Source organism: Blastococcus sp. LR1, assembly GCF_020166105.1.
Taxonomy (GTDB): domain Bacteria; phylum Actinomycetota; class Actinomycetes; order Mycobacteriales; family Geodermatophilaceae; genus Blastococcus.
This window is the reverse complement of record NZ_JAIUJY010000006.1, coordinates 15,423-29,419: the sequence shown is the minus strand read 5'-3', so window position 1 is coordinate 29,419 and position 13,997 is coordinate 15,423. Positions and strand designations below refer to the sequence as shown.

13 protein-coding genes are annotated in these 13,997 nt (G+C 74.6%); 5 read left to right on the top strand and 8 right to left on the bottom strand.

The window, feature by feature from the left end; all coding sequences use genetic code 11:
* Window positions 1-84: 84 nt before the first annotated feature.
* Entirely contained in the window at window positions 85-576 is a 492-nt protein-coding gene (locus tag LBW97_RS17005) for a hypothetical protein (protein ID WP_224500544.1), read from the top strand.
* A gap of 54 nt (window positions 577-630) precedes the next feature.
* On the opposite strand, the gene LBW97_RS17000 is transcribed toward LBW97_RS17005, so the two are convergent.
* The 4 genes from LBW97_RS17000 to LBW97_RS16985 all read right to left on the bottom strand — a co-directional run bounded on the left by LBW97_RS17000 (window position 631) and on the right by LBW97_RS16985 (window position 4,258).
* Window positions 631-1,185, bottom strand: a complete 555-nt coding sequence (locus LBW97_RS17000; protein WP_224500543.1) for a regulatory protein RecX — start codon at window positions 1,183-1,185, stop codon at window positions 631-633.
* Between the two features lie 139 nt (window positions 1,186-1,324).
* Complete coding sequence (gene recA / locus LBW97_RS16995) at window positions 1,325-2,362, bottom strand: recombinase RecA (RefSeq protein ID WP_224500542.1); 1,038 nt, start codon at window positions 2,360-2,362, stop codon at window positions 1,325-1,327.
* Between the two features lie 197 nt (window positions 2,363-2,559).
* Window positions 2,560-2,754 (bottom strand): DUF3046 domain-containing protein, encoded by a 195-nt coding sequence (locus LBW97_RS16990; protein WP_224500541.1) that lies wholly within the window; start codon window positions 2,752-2,754, stop codon window positions 2,560-2,562.
* Between the two features lie 142 nt (window positions 2,755-2,896).
* Window positions 2,897-4,258 (bottom strand): MFS transporter, encoded by a 1,362-nt coding sequence (locus LBW97_RS16985; protein ID WP_224500540.1) that lies wholly within the window; start codon window positions 4,256-4,258, stop codon window positions 2,897-2,899.
* On the opposite strand from LBW97_RS16985, the gene LBW97_RS16980 reads away from it, so the two are divergent.
* Window positions 4,259-8,854, top strand: a complete 4,596-nt coding sequence (locus LBW97_RS16980) for an ATP-dependent helicase (RefSeq protein ID WP_224500539.1) — start codon at window positions 4,259-4,261, stop codon at window positions 8,852-8,854.
* A gap of 10 nt (window positions 8,855-8,864) precedes the next feature.
* Here the strand turns inward: LBW97_RS16980 and LBW97_RS16975 are convergent, their stop codons facing one another.
* Window positions 8,865-9,359 carry a MarR family winged helix-turn-helix transcriptional regulator gene (locus tag LBW97_RS16975; protein WP_224500538.1) on the bottom strand — a complete coding sequence of 165 codons (495 nt, stop codon included), beginning with the start codon at window positions 9,357-9,359 and terminating at the stop codon, window positions 8,865-8,867.
* A gap of 219 nt (window positions 9,360-9,578) precedes the next feature.
* Here LBW97_RS16975 and LBW97_RS16970 point away from each other — a divergent pair, with 219 nt between their 5' ends.
* A complete protein-coding gene (locus tag LBW97_RS16970; RefSeq protein WP_224500537.1) occupies window positions 9,579-10,436 on the top strand; it encodes a DNA-formamidopyrimidine glycosylase family protein in 858 nt (285 codons plus the stop codon).
* 85 nt (window positions 10,437-10,521) lie between these two features.
* Here LBW97_RS16970 and LBW97_RS16965 read toward each other — a convergent pair whose 3' ends face one another.
* Window positions 10,522-11,358: a PspA/IM30 family protein gene (locus LBW97_RS16965; RefSeq protein WP_224500536.1), complete on the bottom strand. Its 837-nt coding sequence runs from the start codon at window positions 11,356-11,358 to the stop codon at window positions 10,522-10,524.
* A 125-nt stretch (window positions 11,359-11,483) separates the two neighbouring features.
* Between LBW97_RS16965 and LBW97_RS16960 the strand changes: the two genes are divergently transcribed.
* Together LBW97_RS16960 and LBW97_RS16955 are read left to right on the top strand one after the other, a co-directional pair.
* Complete coding sequence (locus LBW97_RS16960; RefSeq protein ID WP_224500535.1) at window positions 11,484-12,488, top strand: PfkB family carbohydrate kinase; 1,005 nt, start codon at window positions 11,484-11,486, stop codon at window positions 12,486-12,488.
* Window positions 12,485-12,970 (top strand): GNAT family N-acetyltransferase, encoded by a 486-nt coding sequence (locus LBW97_RS16955; RefSeq protein WP_224500534.1) that lies wholly within the window; start codon window positions 12,485-12,487, stop codon window positions 12,968-12,970. Before LBW97_RS16960 ends, LBW97_RS16955 begins: the two co-directional genes overlap by 4 nt.
* Here LBW97_RS16955 and LBW97_RS16950 read toward each other — a convergent pair.
* Window positions 12,945-13,460, bottom strand: a complete 516-nt coding sequence (locus LBW97_RS16950; RefSeq protein ID WP_224500533.1) for a TetR/AcrR family transcriptional regulator — start codon at window positions 13,458-13,460, stop codon at window positions 12,945-12,947. The two genes, LBW97_RS16955 and LBW97_RS16950, sit on opposite strands and share 26 nt — an antisense overlap.
* Before the next feature lie 28 nt (window positions 13,461-13,488).
* Window positions 13,489-13,893 (bottom strand): helix-turn-helix domain-containing protein, encoded by a 405-nt coding sequence (locus LBW97_RS16945; protein WP_224500532.1) that lies wholly within the window; start codon window positions 13,891-13,893, stop codon window positions 13,489-13,491.
* Window positions 13,894-13,997 lie beyond the last annotated feature (104 nt).

Below are 13,997 nucleotides of genomic sequence, written 5' to 3'. Positions count from 1 at the left end.
AACCCCGGCCTGGCTCGGTGCTCGGCCCCCTCCGACTCAGTCGTCCCATCCGGGCGCGCCGGTCGGGCAAGCGCAACGACGCTGGTGAGACTGCTCCTCACGATGGAGACGACGCACACGGCCGGGCGCCGCATCCTGCCGCCGGTCCCCCGGCGCGCAGCTGCGCAGGTCTCCGTGCGCATCGCACGGGAGCCGACGAGCCCCAGCACCCCGCCGCGCGCCAATGCCACCAACGACGCCGGGCAGGCGTTCGTGGCCCGGCTCCGCGCCGCCGCCCCGGCCTTCGCCACGGCCGCGGGTGCCCGGAACGCCGTCGTGCGCGAGGCGGTCCCCCCGGCCCGCCACCGCCGTTCCCGGTGCCGCGTGGTGCTCCGCCACGTCGACGCAGCCGAGACCGACCTGACCTTCGTCGGCGAGCCCCGGCAGCCGGGCACGCAGGACCCCCGGGCTTTCGAGACGCAGATCTGCGCCTGGCTCCGGGCCGGACAGCCCCGCGACACCGCGTGGGTCATTCCCGACCCGGACGCCCCGGACGGACTGGCCGTGGACGTCGCGGCCTGGGCCGCCGACGCCTGACCGCATCCCCGAGCCAGTCGCCGGGAGGTGGTGAGCGAAGCTGACCTGCCCGATTCAGGAAAGCGCGTTCTCCTCGTCGAACTCCGTGTCCATCTCGTGCGTGTCCATCTCGTGCGTGTCCATCTCGTGCGTGTCCATCTCGTGCGTGTCCATCTCGTGCAGGGCACCGTCGAGCACCTCGCGGATGACGGCTGCCGCGAGACCGCCGTTGTAGCCCTTGCGCGCGAGCATGCCCATCAGGCGCCGTGTGGCGGTCGCGCGGTCCAGCCGGCTCATGGACCCGGCGCGGCGCTCGACGAGCCGGCGGGCCGCTGCCCGCTCGTCCTCGTCGTCGACGAGCTCCACCGCCTCGGCGGCGACGTCCGGGTCGACCCCCTTCGCCCTCAGCTCCTGGGAGAGCGCCCTGCGGGCCAGCCCCCGGCCGGCCTGGCGGCTGTTCACCCAGGCCCGGGCAAAGGCCGCGTCGTCGATGAGGCCGACCTCGGTGAAGCGGTCGAGGACGGTGGTGGCGGCGTCCTCGGGGATGTCGCGGCTCTCCAGCAGGTCGGCGAGCTGCTGGCGCGTCTTCGGCGTCCCGGTCAGGGCCCGCAGGCACAGCCCGCGGGCCACCGACTCGGGGTCCTCGATGGGTCCGGTAGCGACGTCCGGGGTCAGGGAATCGTCGCTACCGGATGGCCGCTTCCGCCGGCCGCCCCCGAAGCTTCCGGAGGCGCGCCGACGGTTCGAGGGACGGTCGTCCACCAGCGACTCAGAAGTCGGGAGCGTCGACCGGCGCAGGAGAGTCCAGCGTCGGGCCGATGCCCAGCTTCTCCTTGACCTTCTTCTCGATCTCGTCGGCGAGGTCGGGGTTGTCCTTCAGGAAGTTGCGGGCGTTCTCCTTGCCCTGGCCGAGCTGGTCGCCCTCGTACGTGTACCAGGCACCGGACTTCTTGACGAAGCCCTGCTCGACGCCGGCGTCGATGATCCCGCCCTCGCGGCTGAAGCCCTGACCCCAGAGGATGTCGAGCTCGGCCTGCTTGAACGGGGCCGCGACCTTGTTCTTCACGACCTTGATCCGGGTGCGGCTGCCGACCGCGTCGGTGCCCTGCTTCAGGGTCTCGATGCGACGGACGTCGAGACGGACCGACGAGTAGAACTTCAGTGCGCGACCACCGGTGGTCACCTCGGGCGAGCCGTAGACGACACCCACCTTCTCGCGCAGCTGGTTGATGAAGATCGCCGTCGTACCGGAGTTGCTCAGGGCACCGGTGATCTTGCGGAGCGCCTGGCTCATGAGACGGGCCTGCAGACCGACGTGGCTGTCACCCATCTCGCCCTCGATCTCGGCGCGGGGCACCAGGGCGGCGACCGAGTCGATGACGAGGATGTCGAGCGCGCCCGAGCGGATCAGCATGTCGGCGATCTCGAGGGCCTGCTCGCCGGTGTCCGGCTGGCTGACCAGCAGGGCGTCGGTGTCCACGCCGATGGCGCGGGCGTACTCGGGGTCGAGCGCGTGCTCGGCGTCGATGAAGGCGGCGATGCCGCCGGCTGCCTGGGCCTGGGCCACAGCGTGCAGCGCGACCGTCGTCTTACCGGAGGACTCCGGGCCGTAGACCTCGACGACGCGGCCACGCGGCAGGCCGCCGATGCCCAGCGCGATGTCGAGGGCGATGGAGCCGGTCGGGATGACCTTCATGGCCACCTCGGGGCTGTCGCCCAGGCGCATGACCGAGCCCTTGCCGAACTGCTTGTCGATCTGGGCGAGGGCCATGTCGAGGGCCTTGTCGCGGTCGAGCGTTGCTGCCATGGTGCGTCACCTTCGGTTCACGGGAAGCGGGTCGGGTCCGACGCTAGGGCGAGGCACCGACAGTTTTCGGATTCCGGGGCAGCCTGTGGAGCAACGGTCGCCCTGTGGACGCCCCACAGTAGGCCGAACACCTGTTCGATCGCCAGGGGACACGCCCATCCGTCACAGGTGCCCCACGAGGAGCCGGGACGGTGGGCTCAGCGCTCCTTGGGCGGCACGTCGTACGCCTCGCAGATGGCCAGCCAGACCTTGCGCACGGGGGTGCCGGTGTTGATCGCATCGACCGCGCTCACCCCGCCGAGATCGGAGAACACGTGGTCCCGGGCGACTGTCTGCGCGCGCATCGAGCCGAACTGCTCGTCGAGACGGGACCAGAACTCCTGCAGGCGCACGCACCGACGCTAACCCGTGGCGGGCCCGCCGGTCCTAGGCTGCGGACATGATCCCCGGCACCGGTTCCGAGTCCCTCGACCGCGTGCTGGAGATCGGCATCGTCCTGGCGCTGGTCATCACGCTCGTCGTGCTGATCCGCAACTACCGCGGACGCTGAGCCCGCAGGGTCATCAGCAGGACGACGGCCAGCGGCAGCACGAGCGCCGCCGAGACCGCGGACACCAGGCCGAACCCGCCCCAGGCCAGCAGCGGTCCGCCGACCACTCCGGCCAGCGCCGCGCCCAGCCCCATCAGCAGGTCGGTGCCGCCCTGCGCCGTGGGCCGGATGTCGGCGTCCACCGAAGCGGTCACGAGCGCCGAACCGGCCACGAGGCCGCACGACCAGCCCAGGCCCAGCAGCAGGAGGCCGATGGCGAGCTGGACGGAGTCCGCCGGCCCCGCGGTACCGGCCACGCCCGCCGCGGCGAGGAGCAGGAGCCCGCCCAGCGCCACGACGGCCGGAGCGCCGACCCGGTCGGCGAGCATCCCCACCAGCGGCGAGAAGAGGTACATGCCGGCGACGTGCACGCTGATGACGATGCCGACGAGCCGCAGGACGCCGTCGGCCGGCCCGCCCGCGTGCCCCATGTGCACCGGCGTCATGACCATCACGCCCACCATCACCGAGTGGGCCACCACCACGGCCGCCAGCCCCAGCCGGCCGCCGGACGAGGACCACACCGCTCGCAGTGCGGGGCCTGTCGCGCGGCGCGGTCGCGGCCCGGTGGAACTTCCTCCGAGCCGGCGGGCCAGCAGCAGCGGATCGGGGCGCAGCAGCAGGAGGAAGCCGACGGCCACGACCGCGAAGACGACGGCGGAGACCACGAACACCCCGCCGAGGGCAGGTAGTCCGAGCACCTCCCCCACCACCGCGCCCGGCGCCGCGAGGTTCGGCCCCACGACCGACCCCAGGGTGGTGGCCCAGACGACGAGCGAGAGGTCCCGTCCGCGGCGCTCCGGCGCGGCCAGGTCCGCCGCGGCGTACCGGGACTGCAGCCCGCAGGCCGTGGAGGCCCCGAAGAGGAACAGCCCGGCGAGCAGCAGCGGCAACGAGGACACGGCAGCGGCCAGCACGGTGACCACGGCCCCGAGAACGCTGATCCCGTAGCCGACCGCCAGCCCCGCGCGCCGTCCGGCGGAGTCGCTGATCCGTGCCAGGGGCACGGCGAGCACCGCCGCACCGAGGACACCCGCGGTCTGCCCCAGCCCGGATGCGCTGTCCGTGCCCGCGACGTCGCGGGCCAGCAGTCCGCCCGCCGTGATCCCGACCGTGACGCCCAGCCCGGCCAGGGCCACCCCTCCACCGAGGACGCCGACCGTGCGCCGCTGCACCCGGACGACGTCGACGACCGGTGCCTGCTCCAGCGCCGCCACGAGTGCCTCCGTCTCCCGACCGGGTGGTTCCCGGCCGCCGGCGCACTCGCCGGCCAGCGAAGTGTCGTACACGCCGGGGACACTGGTCACGTGCCCGACCGTCCTGTCGCAGAGCCCGGTGCCCTGGCCCGGTTCTCCGAGCCCACCCGGGCCTGGTTCACCGGCGCCTTCGAGCGCCCGACCGCAGCGCAGGACGGCGCCTGGCAGGCGATCAGCAGTGGCGAGCACGCCCTCGTCGTCGCCCCCACCGGCTCGGGCAAGACGCTCGCGGCGTTCCTCTGGTCGCTCGACCGGCTCGCGGCCGCCCCGCCTGTCGACGAGCAGTCGCGCTGCCGGGTCCTCTACGTCTCGCCGCTCAAGGCGCTCGCGGTCGACGTCGAGCGCAACCTGCGTGCGCCGCTCACCGGCATCGGTCAGGCCGCCGCCCGGCTCGGGCTCGCCCGGCCGGAGATCAAGGTCGGCATCCGCTCCGGCGACACCCCCGCCGACGAGCGGCGCACGTTCACCCGCAAGCCGCCGGACATCGTGATCACCACGCCCGAGTCGCTGTTCCTGCTGCTCACCAGCCAGGCGCGCGAGGCGCTCCGCAGCGTCGAGACGGTGATCATCGACGAGGTCCACGCGGTCACCGACTCCAAGCGCGGCGCCCACCTCGCGGTCTCCCTCGACCGGCTCGACGAGCTGCTGGAGCGACCGGCGCAGCGGATCGGCCTCTCGGCCACCGTCCGCCCGATCGAGGAGGTCGCCACCTACCTCGCCGGCGGGCGGCCGGTGCAGATCGTCTCCCCGCCCTCGACCAAGGAGTGGGACCTCTCGGTCGTCGTCCCGGTCGAGGACATGAGCGAGCTCGGCCAGCCGACCGGCGAACTGGAGGGATCCGCGGCGGGCAACCAGCCGCGCAACTCGATCTGGCCCGCGGTCGAGGAGCGGGTGCTCGACCTGGTCGAGGGCCACCGCAGCACCATCGTGTTCGCCAACTCCCGGCGGCTCGCGGAGCGGCTCACCAGCCGGCTCAACGAGCTGGCCTACGAGCGGCAGACCGGCGAGCCGGTCCCTCCGGGCACCAACGCGGCAGCGCTGATGGCGCAGGCCGGCTCCGGTGGCGGGCTGCCCGACGCGTTCCAGCCGGTCGCGGCCGCGCACCACGGCTCGGTCTCCCGCGAGCAGCGCGCGATCGTCGAGGAGGCGCTGAAGTCCGGGCGGCTGCCCGCGGTCGTCGCGACCTCCAGCCTGGAGCTCGGCATCGACATGGGCGCGGTCGACCTCGTCGTCCAGGTCGAGGCGCCGCCCACCGTGGCCAGCGGCCTGCAGCGGGTCGGTCGCGCCGGTCACCAGGTCGGCGCGGTCAGCCGCGGCGTGCTCTTCCCCAAGTACCGCGGCGACCTGGTGCAGTGCGCGCTGGTCGCCGAGCGCATGAAGGCCGGCGCGATCGAGTCGATCCGCTACCTCCGCAACCCGCTGGACGTGCTGGCCCAGCAGATCGTGGCGATCGTCTCCGAGCGCCCGCGCACCGTCGACGAGGTCGGCGCGCTGGTCCGCCGCTCGGCGGCCTTCTCCTCGCTGCCGGAGTCCGCACTGCAGGCGGTCCTGGACATGCTCGCCGGGCGCTACCCCTCCGACGCCTTCGCCGAGCTGCGCCCCCGGCTCACCTGGGACCGCGTCACCGACACCCTCACCGCCCGCGCCGGCGCCCAGCGGCTCGCGGTCACCAGCGGCGGCACCATCCCCGACCGCGGCCTCTTCGGCGTCTTCCTCGTCGGCGCCGAGGGCACCGGCGGACGCCGGGTGGGCGAGCTCGACGAGGAGATGGTCTACGAGTCGCGGACCGGCGACGTGTTCCTCCTCGGGTCCTCGTCCTGGCGGATCCAGGAGATCACCCACGACCGCGTGCTGGTCACCCCCGCACCCGGTCAGCCCGGGAAGATGCCGTTCTGGCACGGCGACGCACCCGGCCGGCCGCTCGAGCTCGGGCGCGCGCTGGGCGCCTTCCTCCGCGAGGTCGGATCGGCGACGCCGGAGGCCGGACTCGAGCGGGCGCGTGCCGCCGGTCTCGACGAGTGGGGCGCGGCCAACCTCGCCGCCTACCTCGCCGAGCAGAAGGCGGCGACCGGCCACCTGCCCGACGACCGCACTCTGCTCGTGGAGCGCTTCCGCGACGAGCTGGGCGACTGGCGGATCGTCGTCCACTCCCCCTTCGGGGCGCAGGTCAACGCACCGTGGGCGCTGGTGCTCGCCGCCCGGCTGCGCGAGCGGTACGGCGTCGACGTCTCCTCCATGCACTCCGACGACGGCATCGTGCTGCGGCTGCCCGACACCACCGGGGAGCCTCCGGAGGGCGACCTCGCCGTCCTCGACCCCGACGACGTCGAGCGCGAGGTGACCGCGGAGGTCGGCACCTCGGCGCTGTTCGCCAGCCGGTTCCGCGAGTGCGCCGCCCGCGCGCTGCTCCTCCCCCGTCGCGACCCCCGCCGCCGCACGCCGCTGTGGCAGCAGCGCCAGCGGGCCGCGCAGCTGCTGAGCGTGGCCAGCGAGTTCTCCTCGTTCCCGATCACGCTCGAGGCCGCGCGCGAGGTGCTGCAGGACGTCTACGACGTGCCCGGCCTGGTCGAGCTGATGCGCGACGTCCGGGCCCGCCGGGTGCGGGTGGTCGACGTGCAGACGGAGACGGCGTCGCCGTTCGCCCAGTCGCTGCTCTTCGGGTACGTCGGCCAGTTCCTGTACGAGGGCGACGCCCCGCTGGCCGAGCGCCGCGCGCAGGCCCTGGCGCTGGACACCGGCCTGCTCGCCGAACTGCTCGGCCGCTCCGAGCTGCGCGAGCTGCTCGACGCCGAGGCCATGGCCGAGATCGAGTCCGAGCTGCAACGGCTGCCCGAGCAACGGCATCCCCGAGACATGGACGGCGCAGGCGACCTGCTCCGGATCGTCGGCGACCTGACCGCCGCGGAGGCGGCCCGCCGCGGCGTGCCCCAGGCATGGCTCGACGAGCTGGTCGCCGCCCGCCGGGCGCTGGTGGTGCGGATCGCCGGCGAGGAGCGGTACGTCGCCATCGAGGACGCCGGCCGGCTCCGCGACGCGCTCGGCACCGCCCTGCCCGTCGGCGTGCCCGAGGTCTTCACCGAGCCTGTCGACGATCCCCTCGGTGACCTGATCGGTCGATACGCACGCACCCACGGCCCGTTCCAGCCGCCGGAGGTCGCCACCCGGCTCGGCCTCGGCGTCGCCGTCGTCACCGCGACGGTCCAGCGGCTCACCGGCACCGGCCGGCTCGTCTCGGGCGAGTTCCGCCCCGGGGGCGCCGGCCAGGAGTGGTGCGACGCCGACGTGCTGCGCTCGGTCCGCCGGCGCAGCCTGGCCAAACTCCGCCAAGAGGTGGAGCCGGTGCCGATCGACACCCTGGCCCGGTTCACCCCGTCCTGGCAGTCGGTGGGCAGCAAGCTGCGTGGCGCCGACGGCGTGCTGGCGGTCGTGGAGCAGCTCGCCGGCGCCCTGGTGCCCGCGAGCGCGCTGGAGTCGTTGGTGCTCCCGACCCGGGTGCGCGACTACTCCCCTGCGATGCTGGACGAGCTGACCAGCGCCGGCGAGGTGCTGTGGGCCGGTGCGGGCGGCCTCCCCGGCGGTGACGGCTGGGTCAGCCTCGTTCCGGCCGACCTCGCCCCACTCCTCCTGCCCGAGCAGCTCGAGGTCGACGGCGAGGCGCAGCCACTGCTGGACCTGCTCGCCGGTGGCCAGGCGATGTTCTTCCGCGGCCTCTCCGACGCGCTCGGCGCCACGGACGACGCCGCGCTCGCCGATCAGGTCTGGGACCTCGTCTGGGCCGGCGCGCTCACCAACGACACCCTGGCGCCGCTGCGCACCCGGCTCGGCGGTGGCGGCACCCACAAGCGCGCCGCCGCGCCGCCGCGGGTCACCCGCAGCCGCTACGGCAGACCGCGGCTGAACCGGGCGGCTCTGCCCACCCGGGGCGGTCCGCCGACCGTGGCGGGGCGCTGGTCCCGCCTTCCCGACCGCGAGGCCAACAGCACCCGGCGCTCCACCGCCCGGGCCGAGGCGCTGCTCGAGCGGCACGGCGTCCTCACCCGGGGCGCGGTCATGGCCGAGCAGGTGACCGGTGGGTTCTCCGCCGTCTATCCGGTACTGCGGGCTTTCGAGGAGAACGGCCGGGCCCGCCGCGGCTACTTCGTCGAGACCCTCGGGGCGGCCCAGTTCGGAACCCCGGGTTCGGTCGACCGGCTGCGCAGCTTCGCCTCCCCCGACCGCGTCCCGGCCGGCGCGGTGGTACTGGCCGCCACCGACCCGGCGAACGTCTACGGGGCCGCGCTCCCCTGGCCCGAGCGCACGCTCGCGGCCGACGGAGAGGCCGTGGACCTCGGCGAGGGCACGAGCGCCACGAGGAAGTCGGGCCACCGGGCCGGCCGCAAGGCAGGTGCGCTCGTCGTCCTGGTCGACGGCGAGCTGGTGCTCTACGTCGAGCGCGGCGGCAAGACGCTGCTGTCGTGGACCGAGGACGAGCAGACGCTCAAGGAGGCGGCCACGGCGCTGTCCGGTGCGGTGTCTGCGGGTGCACTCGGCCGGATGGTGGTGCAGAAGGCCGACGGAGCCTCCGTGCACGAGTCCACACCGCTGTCCCAGGCCCTGCAGACGGCCGGGTTCGCCGCGACGCCGCGCGGCCTGCGCCTGCGTGGCTGACGCCGGCTCGTCAGCCCTCGGTCTCGGCCAGGTTCTCCAGCACCGCGTCGCCGATCCGGCCGAGCGTGGCCAGGTCCTTGCGCGAGATCACGTCGACGAAGACCGCCCGCACAGCGGCGACGTGGCCGGGCGCGGCCTCCGCGACGGCGGCCAGCCCCTGCTCGGTCGCCTCGACGTCGGTGCCGCGGCCCTCGCGACACACGACCCGCCGGACCAGCCCCCGCGCCTGCATGCGGTCCAGATGGTGAGAGAGCCGGGACGGCGACCAGGTCAGGTCGGCCGCGAGGTCCTTGAGGCAGACCCGGTGCTCCGCGGTACCGGTGAGCGCTACGTCAGTGGGCGCGCTGTCGGTGAGGCTCGACAGCACGTCGTAGTCCTGCATCGACAGGCCGGCATCCCGCACCAGTGCGCGGGCGAGGGATGCCTCCACCTGGCGGGCCATCCGCCGATACGTCTGCCAGGCTGCCTGCTCGTCGTCGTCCAGCCATCGGGCTCCCTGCGGCACCGCACGATGCTCCAGCGAAGCAATTGACACGTCAAGTCGAGGCCGGACCGGCGAGGTTGACGTGTCACATGCGCAGGTCGTGGTCGGGTTCCGAGCCCGTCGTGGGCCGGCCCCGCTCTGCGAGCGGTCCTCGCGTGATCCGGGTCCTGCAGCGCCCGCAGAGCGCGAGCGCCACCCCAGAGCGAGCGCACCCTGCCCGGCGGAGGGGATCATGGGCCCGTGCCCGAAGGAGACACCGTCTGGCTCGCCGCCAAGCGCATGAACCAGGCGCTCGCCGGCGCCACCCTGCGCCGGGGCGAGTTCCGCCTGCCGCAGCTGGCGGCACTGGACCTCACCGGCGCCACCGTCCGGGAGGTCGTCCCCCGCGGCAAGCACATGCTGATCCGGCTGGCCGACGACCGCACCCTCCGGACGCACTACCGGATGGACGGCAGCTGGCACATCTACCGGCCGGGAACCCGCTGGCGGGGCGGTCCGGGCTACGACGTCCGCGTCGTCCTGTCCACCGACGAGTGGGAGTGCGTCGGCTACCGGCTGCACGACGTCGCGATCGTCGCCACCGAGGACGAGGACCAGCTCGTCGGACATCTCGGCCCCGACGTCCTCGGCCCCGACTGGGACCTCGACGAGGCGCTCCGCCGGCTGCGGGCCGGCCCCGACGAGCAGGTGGGGGTGGCGGTCCTGGACCAGCGCAACCTGTGCGGTCCCGGCAACCTCTACAAGGTCGAGGCGCTGTTCCTCACCGGCCTGCACCCCTGGGCCCGGGTGGGCGACGTCGACGACCGCCTCGAGCCTCTCGTGACCCGCGCACGCACCCTGATGCTTGCCAACCGCGACCGCCCCGAGCAGAGCACCACCGGGGACCTGCGCAAGGGCTACGACCACTGGGTCTACGGCCGCAAGGGCAAGCCCTGCCGGCGGTGCCGGACGCCGATCCTTCTGGGCGACCAGGGCCCCGAGCTGCAGGAGCGGGTCACCTACTGGTGCCCGCGCTGCCAGGCCGCCCGCTCCCCCATCGACCCGCTCGCCCGCACCGGCGAGCCGGGCCATCCCAGGCCGCTGGCCACGCCGGGCTGACCCCTCCGGAACGGACTCGCGGCGGCCTCCGGACGATCGGAGGCCGCCGCGAGACGGATCAGGAGTGCCCGGGACGGGCGCGTGCTCAGGCCGGGTCGGGCTTCTCCAGCGACTGGGCCTGGGGCTTCGCGAGCGGGTCGGCGGCGGGCGTCCCCTGCTCGATCGCCCCGGCGGCCGAGGTGCCCTCCACCGCCGGCGTCCCGCCGCCCATCGAGGCGCGGATCTGGTCCAGCCGCGAGGCCCCGGCGACGTCGAGCGTCGCCTTCTGCACCTCGAGCATCCGGCCCTCGACCGAGGTCTGGGCGAGCTCGGCCTGGCCGAGGGCGTTGGCGTAGCGGGCCTCGATCTTGTCCCGCACCTCGCCCAGCGACGGCGTGTTGCCCGGCGCCGAGAGCTCGTTGACCTGCCGCAGCGAGTCGGCGACGTGCTCCTGCATCTTGGCCTGCTCGAGCTGGCTCATGAGCTTCGTCCGCTCGGCCAGCGTCGTCTGCAGCCGCATGCGCGACTGCTCCACCGCGCCACGCGCCTGCTCGGCGGCCTGCAAGGCCTCGTCGTGGCTGCGCTTGAGGTCCTCCATCGCCTGCTCGGCGGCGACCAGCTGCGTGGCGAACGCCTGCGCGGCCTGCTCGTACTCGCCGGCCTTGGCGGCGTCGCCCTTGGCCCGGGTCTGGTCGGCCAGCACGAGCGCCTGACGGGCCGAGGCCTGCAGCTTCTCGACCTCGCCGAGGTTGCGGTTCAGCCGCATCTCCAGCTGGCGCTGGTTGCCCAGCACGGCCGCCGCCTGATTGGCCAGCGACTGGTGCCGCTGCTGCTCGGCCTCGATGGCCTGCTGGATCTGGATCTTGGGGTCGGCCCGCTGGTCGATCTGGGCGTTGGCCGATGCCGTGAGGTACTTCCAGAGCTTTACGAACGGGTTGGGCATGGGGATGGGTCCTCCTGCTCCGGCACGGTGGCCGGCCCGGCGATGCGCGTCATCCGCCATCGTCCCAGGTGATCACGGTCGGCAGCCAACGCGAGCACCGATCCCGCGCGGTTAGGGTTCTCGGCGTGCAGCCCGCCGGTCCCCTCCTGTGCGTCCTCGGGGAGCTCGTCGTCGACCTGCTCCCCGTTCCCGAGGCGGGTGCCGGACCCGAGGGGACCGCGCCCCAGTACGTCGCCCGGCCCGGCGGGAACGCCCTGAACGTCGCCGTGGCCGCCGGTCGGCTGGGCGCGCCGGTGCGACTGCTCGCCCGGCTCGGCACCGGCCCGCTCGCAGCCGCCCTGCGCCGGCACGCCGAGCTCTCCGGCGTGGACACGGCGGGCTTCGTCGACGCCGCCGAGCCGGTCAGCCTCGCCGTCGTCGGCGTCGGCCCGGACGGCTCCCCCGACTACGGCTTCCACGTCCTGGGCGCCGCCGACTGGCAGTGGACCGACCAGGAACTGGTCCGGGTGCTGCCGGCCGACGTCGGCGCGCTGCACGTCGGCTCGATCTCCAGCTGGACCGAGCCCGGCAGCACCGCCATCGCCGCCCTGGTCGACCGGCTCTCCGGCGACGCGCTGATCAGCGTCGACCCCAATCTTCGGCCGATGCTGGCCGACGGGCCGGTGGGCGCCACGCTGGGCAACGACCGCGCCGCCGTCACCCGCCGCCTCGACGCCCTCATCGCCCGGGCGGACCTCGTCAAGGTCAGCGCGGAGGACCTCGCCTGGCTGGAGCCCGACGCCGGCGACCTCGACGAGGCGGCCCGGCGGTGGGCCACGCGGGGACCCGCTCTGGTGGTGCTCACCGACGGAGGCGCGCCCCTGCGGATCGCCCGCCCGGGCGGCCCGGTGCTGCGCCGGGAGATCCCCCGCGTCGACGTCGTCGACACGGTGGGCGCCGGCGACTCGCTCGCCGCCGGCCTGCTCACCGGCCTGCTCGCTGCCGGGATCACCGGCCGCGCGGCGCTGGAGGCGGCGTCGGACGAGCAGCTGCTGGCCCTCGTGGACGACGCGGCGCTGGTCGCGGCCCTCAACTGCACCCGGGTGGGGGCCGACCCGCCGACCCGCGCCGAGCTGGACGCGGCGCGGTGAGCGACGCCTTGCGGCTGGTCGGTTTCGAGGAGCTCTCGGCCGGTGCCCTGCTGGGCCGGCTGCTGGAACGCCGGCAGGAGTTCTGGTCCGGGTCCGTCCTGGCCGACGACGCCGTGCGGGCGCTGCACGACCCGGTGTTCTTCCACCAGCTGGGCGGATTCGGGGCCGTGGCGCTGACACCGGACGGCGAGGACACGGGCTACCTGCTGGGCGTCGTCAGCGCGGACCGGCTCGCGGTGGTGCACGCCGTCGCCGTCTCCCCCGCCTGGCGCGGGCAGGGCCTCGCGACGCGGCTCGTGGAGCGGTTCGCCGGTCTGGCGGCGGGAGTCGGGGCGCGGGTGGTGCAGGCCGTCGCGCTGCCCGACGACGCCGCCGCACGAGCGCTGGCCGCCAGGTTCGGTGCGCATCCCGCTGCCTCCCCGGGCCACGCGGGGCCCGGGCAGGACCGCGTCGTCCTCACCCGCGGTCTGCCCCTGGCCTGAGCTCCGCCGGCCGCAGCACCCCGGCCAGCACCGCAGCCTGCCGGCGCCGCTGCGTGGTGAGGCCCGGCTGCAGCACCACCCCGAGCAGCCAGCGCCCGGCGAGCTCGGCGCCGTCGGCGTCCACCGCCAGCACGGCTGCCAGCCACCCGGTGAGCTCCGCCCACCGTTCCGAGTCCGCCAGGAGGAGCGCGGTCAGGTGCTCGGGCTCGGTCGCGGCGAGCCGGCGCAGGACCGGATGCGTGCCCAGTTCGTCGGCAAGCGCCGTCAGCGCCGCGTCCAGCGGCAGACCGCCGGCAGCAGCGGTCAGCCGGTCGAACTCGGCCGAGAGCAGCGCCCGGACGACGTCGTCCTTGGTGCGGAAGTAGTTGTAGAGCGTGCCCTTGGCGACGCCGGCCGACGCCGCGACCGACTGCATGGTGCTGCGCCGGACCCCGTGCTCCGCGAAAGCCCGGGCCGCGCCGTCGAGCAGCCCGGCCCGGGTGCGGTTCACGACGCGGACCGACGCACCGCGGACCGGGTCAGGCGGCGAGCGACACCGCGTCGCCGCGGCGGCGGGCCGTCCGGCCCTGGGCGCCGGCGCCGACCAGCGCGAGGGCCGGCTCGGCGGCAGGGGCGGCCTGCTCGGCAGCCGGGGCGCTCTCCGCGCCGGCCGCACCGCTGGAGGCCAGCGGCCGCACGTCGGCGCCGGCCGCGGCGACCCGCAACTCGAGGCTGACCTCGGCGAGGAGGTCGGCGAGCTCGACCTCGAGGGCGTCGCAGATCGAGGCCAGGAGCTCCGAAGAGGCTTCCTTCTGGCCGCGCTCGACCTCGGAGAGGTATCCGAGGCTCACCCGTGCGGCGCCGGAGACGTCACGCAGAGTGCGGTGCTGACGCAGCCGGTGGCCGCGCAGGGTGCTCCCGAGCTGGGTGCGCAGCAGCGTCATGGCCGTCTCCTGTCCTGCCTTGCGGGGAAGCGGCGGTGCCGTGAGGCACCGTGCGCTCACGGTACGCGGCCTGCGCGCCGAGAGCCCGCCGACGGGCCCGAGTC

Bases quoted from the DNA above. Each gene is read 5' to 3' on its own strand.
- LBW97_RS16945 (WP_224500532.1), bottom strand. From the start codon at position 13,893: ATGACGCTGCTGCGCACCCAGCTCGGGAGCACCCTGCGCGGCCACCGG.
- recA (WP_224500542.1), bottom strand. From the start codon at position 2,362: ATGGCAGCAACGCTCGACCGCGACAAGGCCCTCGACATGGCCCTCGCC.
- LBW97_RS16965 (WP_224500536.1), bottom strand. From the start codon at position 11,358: ATGCCCAACCCGTTCGTAAAGCTCTGGAAGTACCTCACGGCATCGGCC.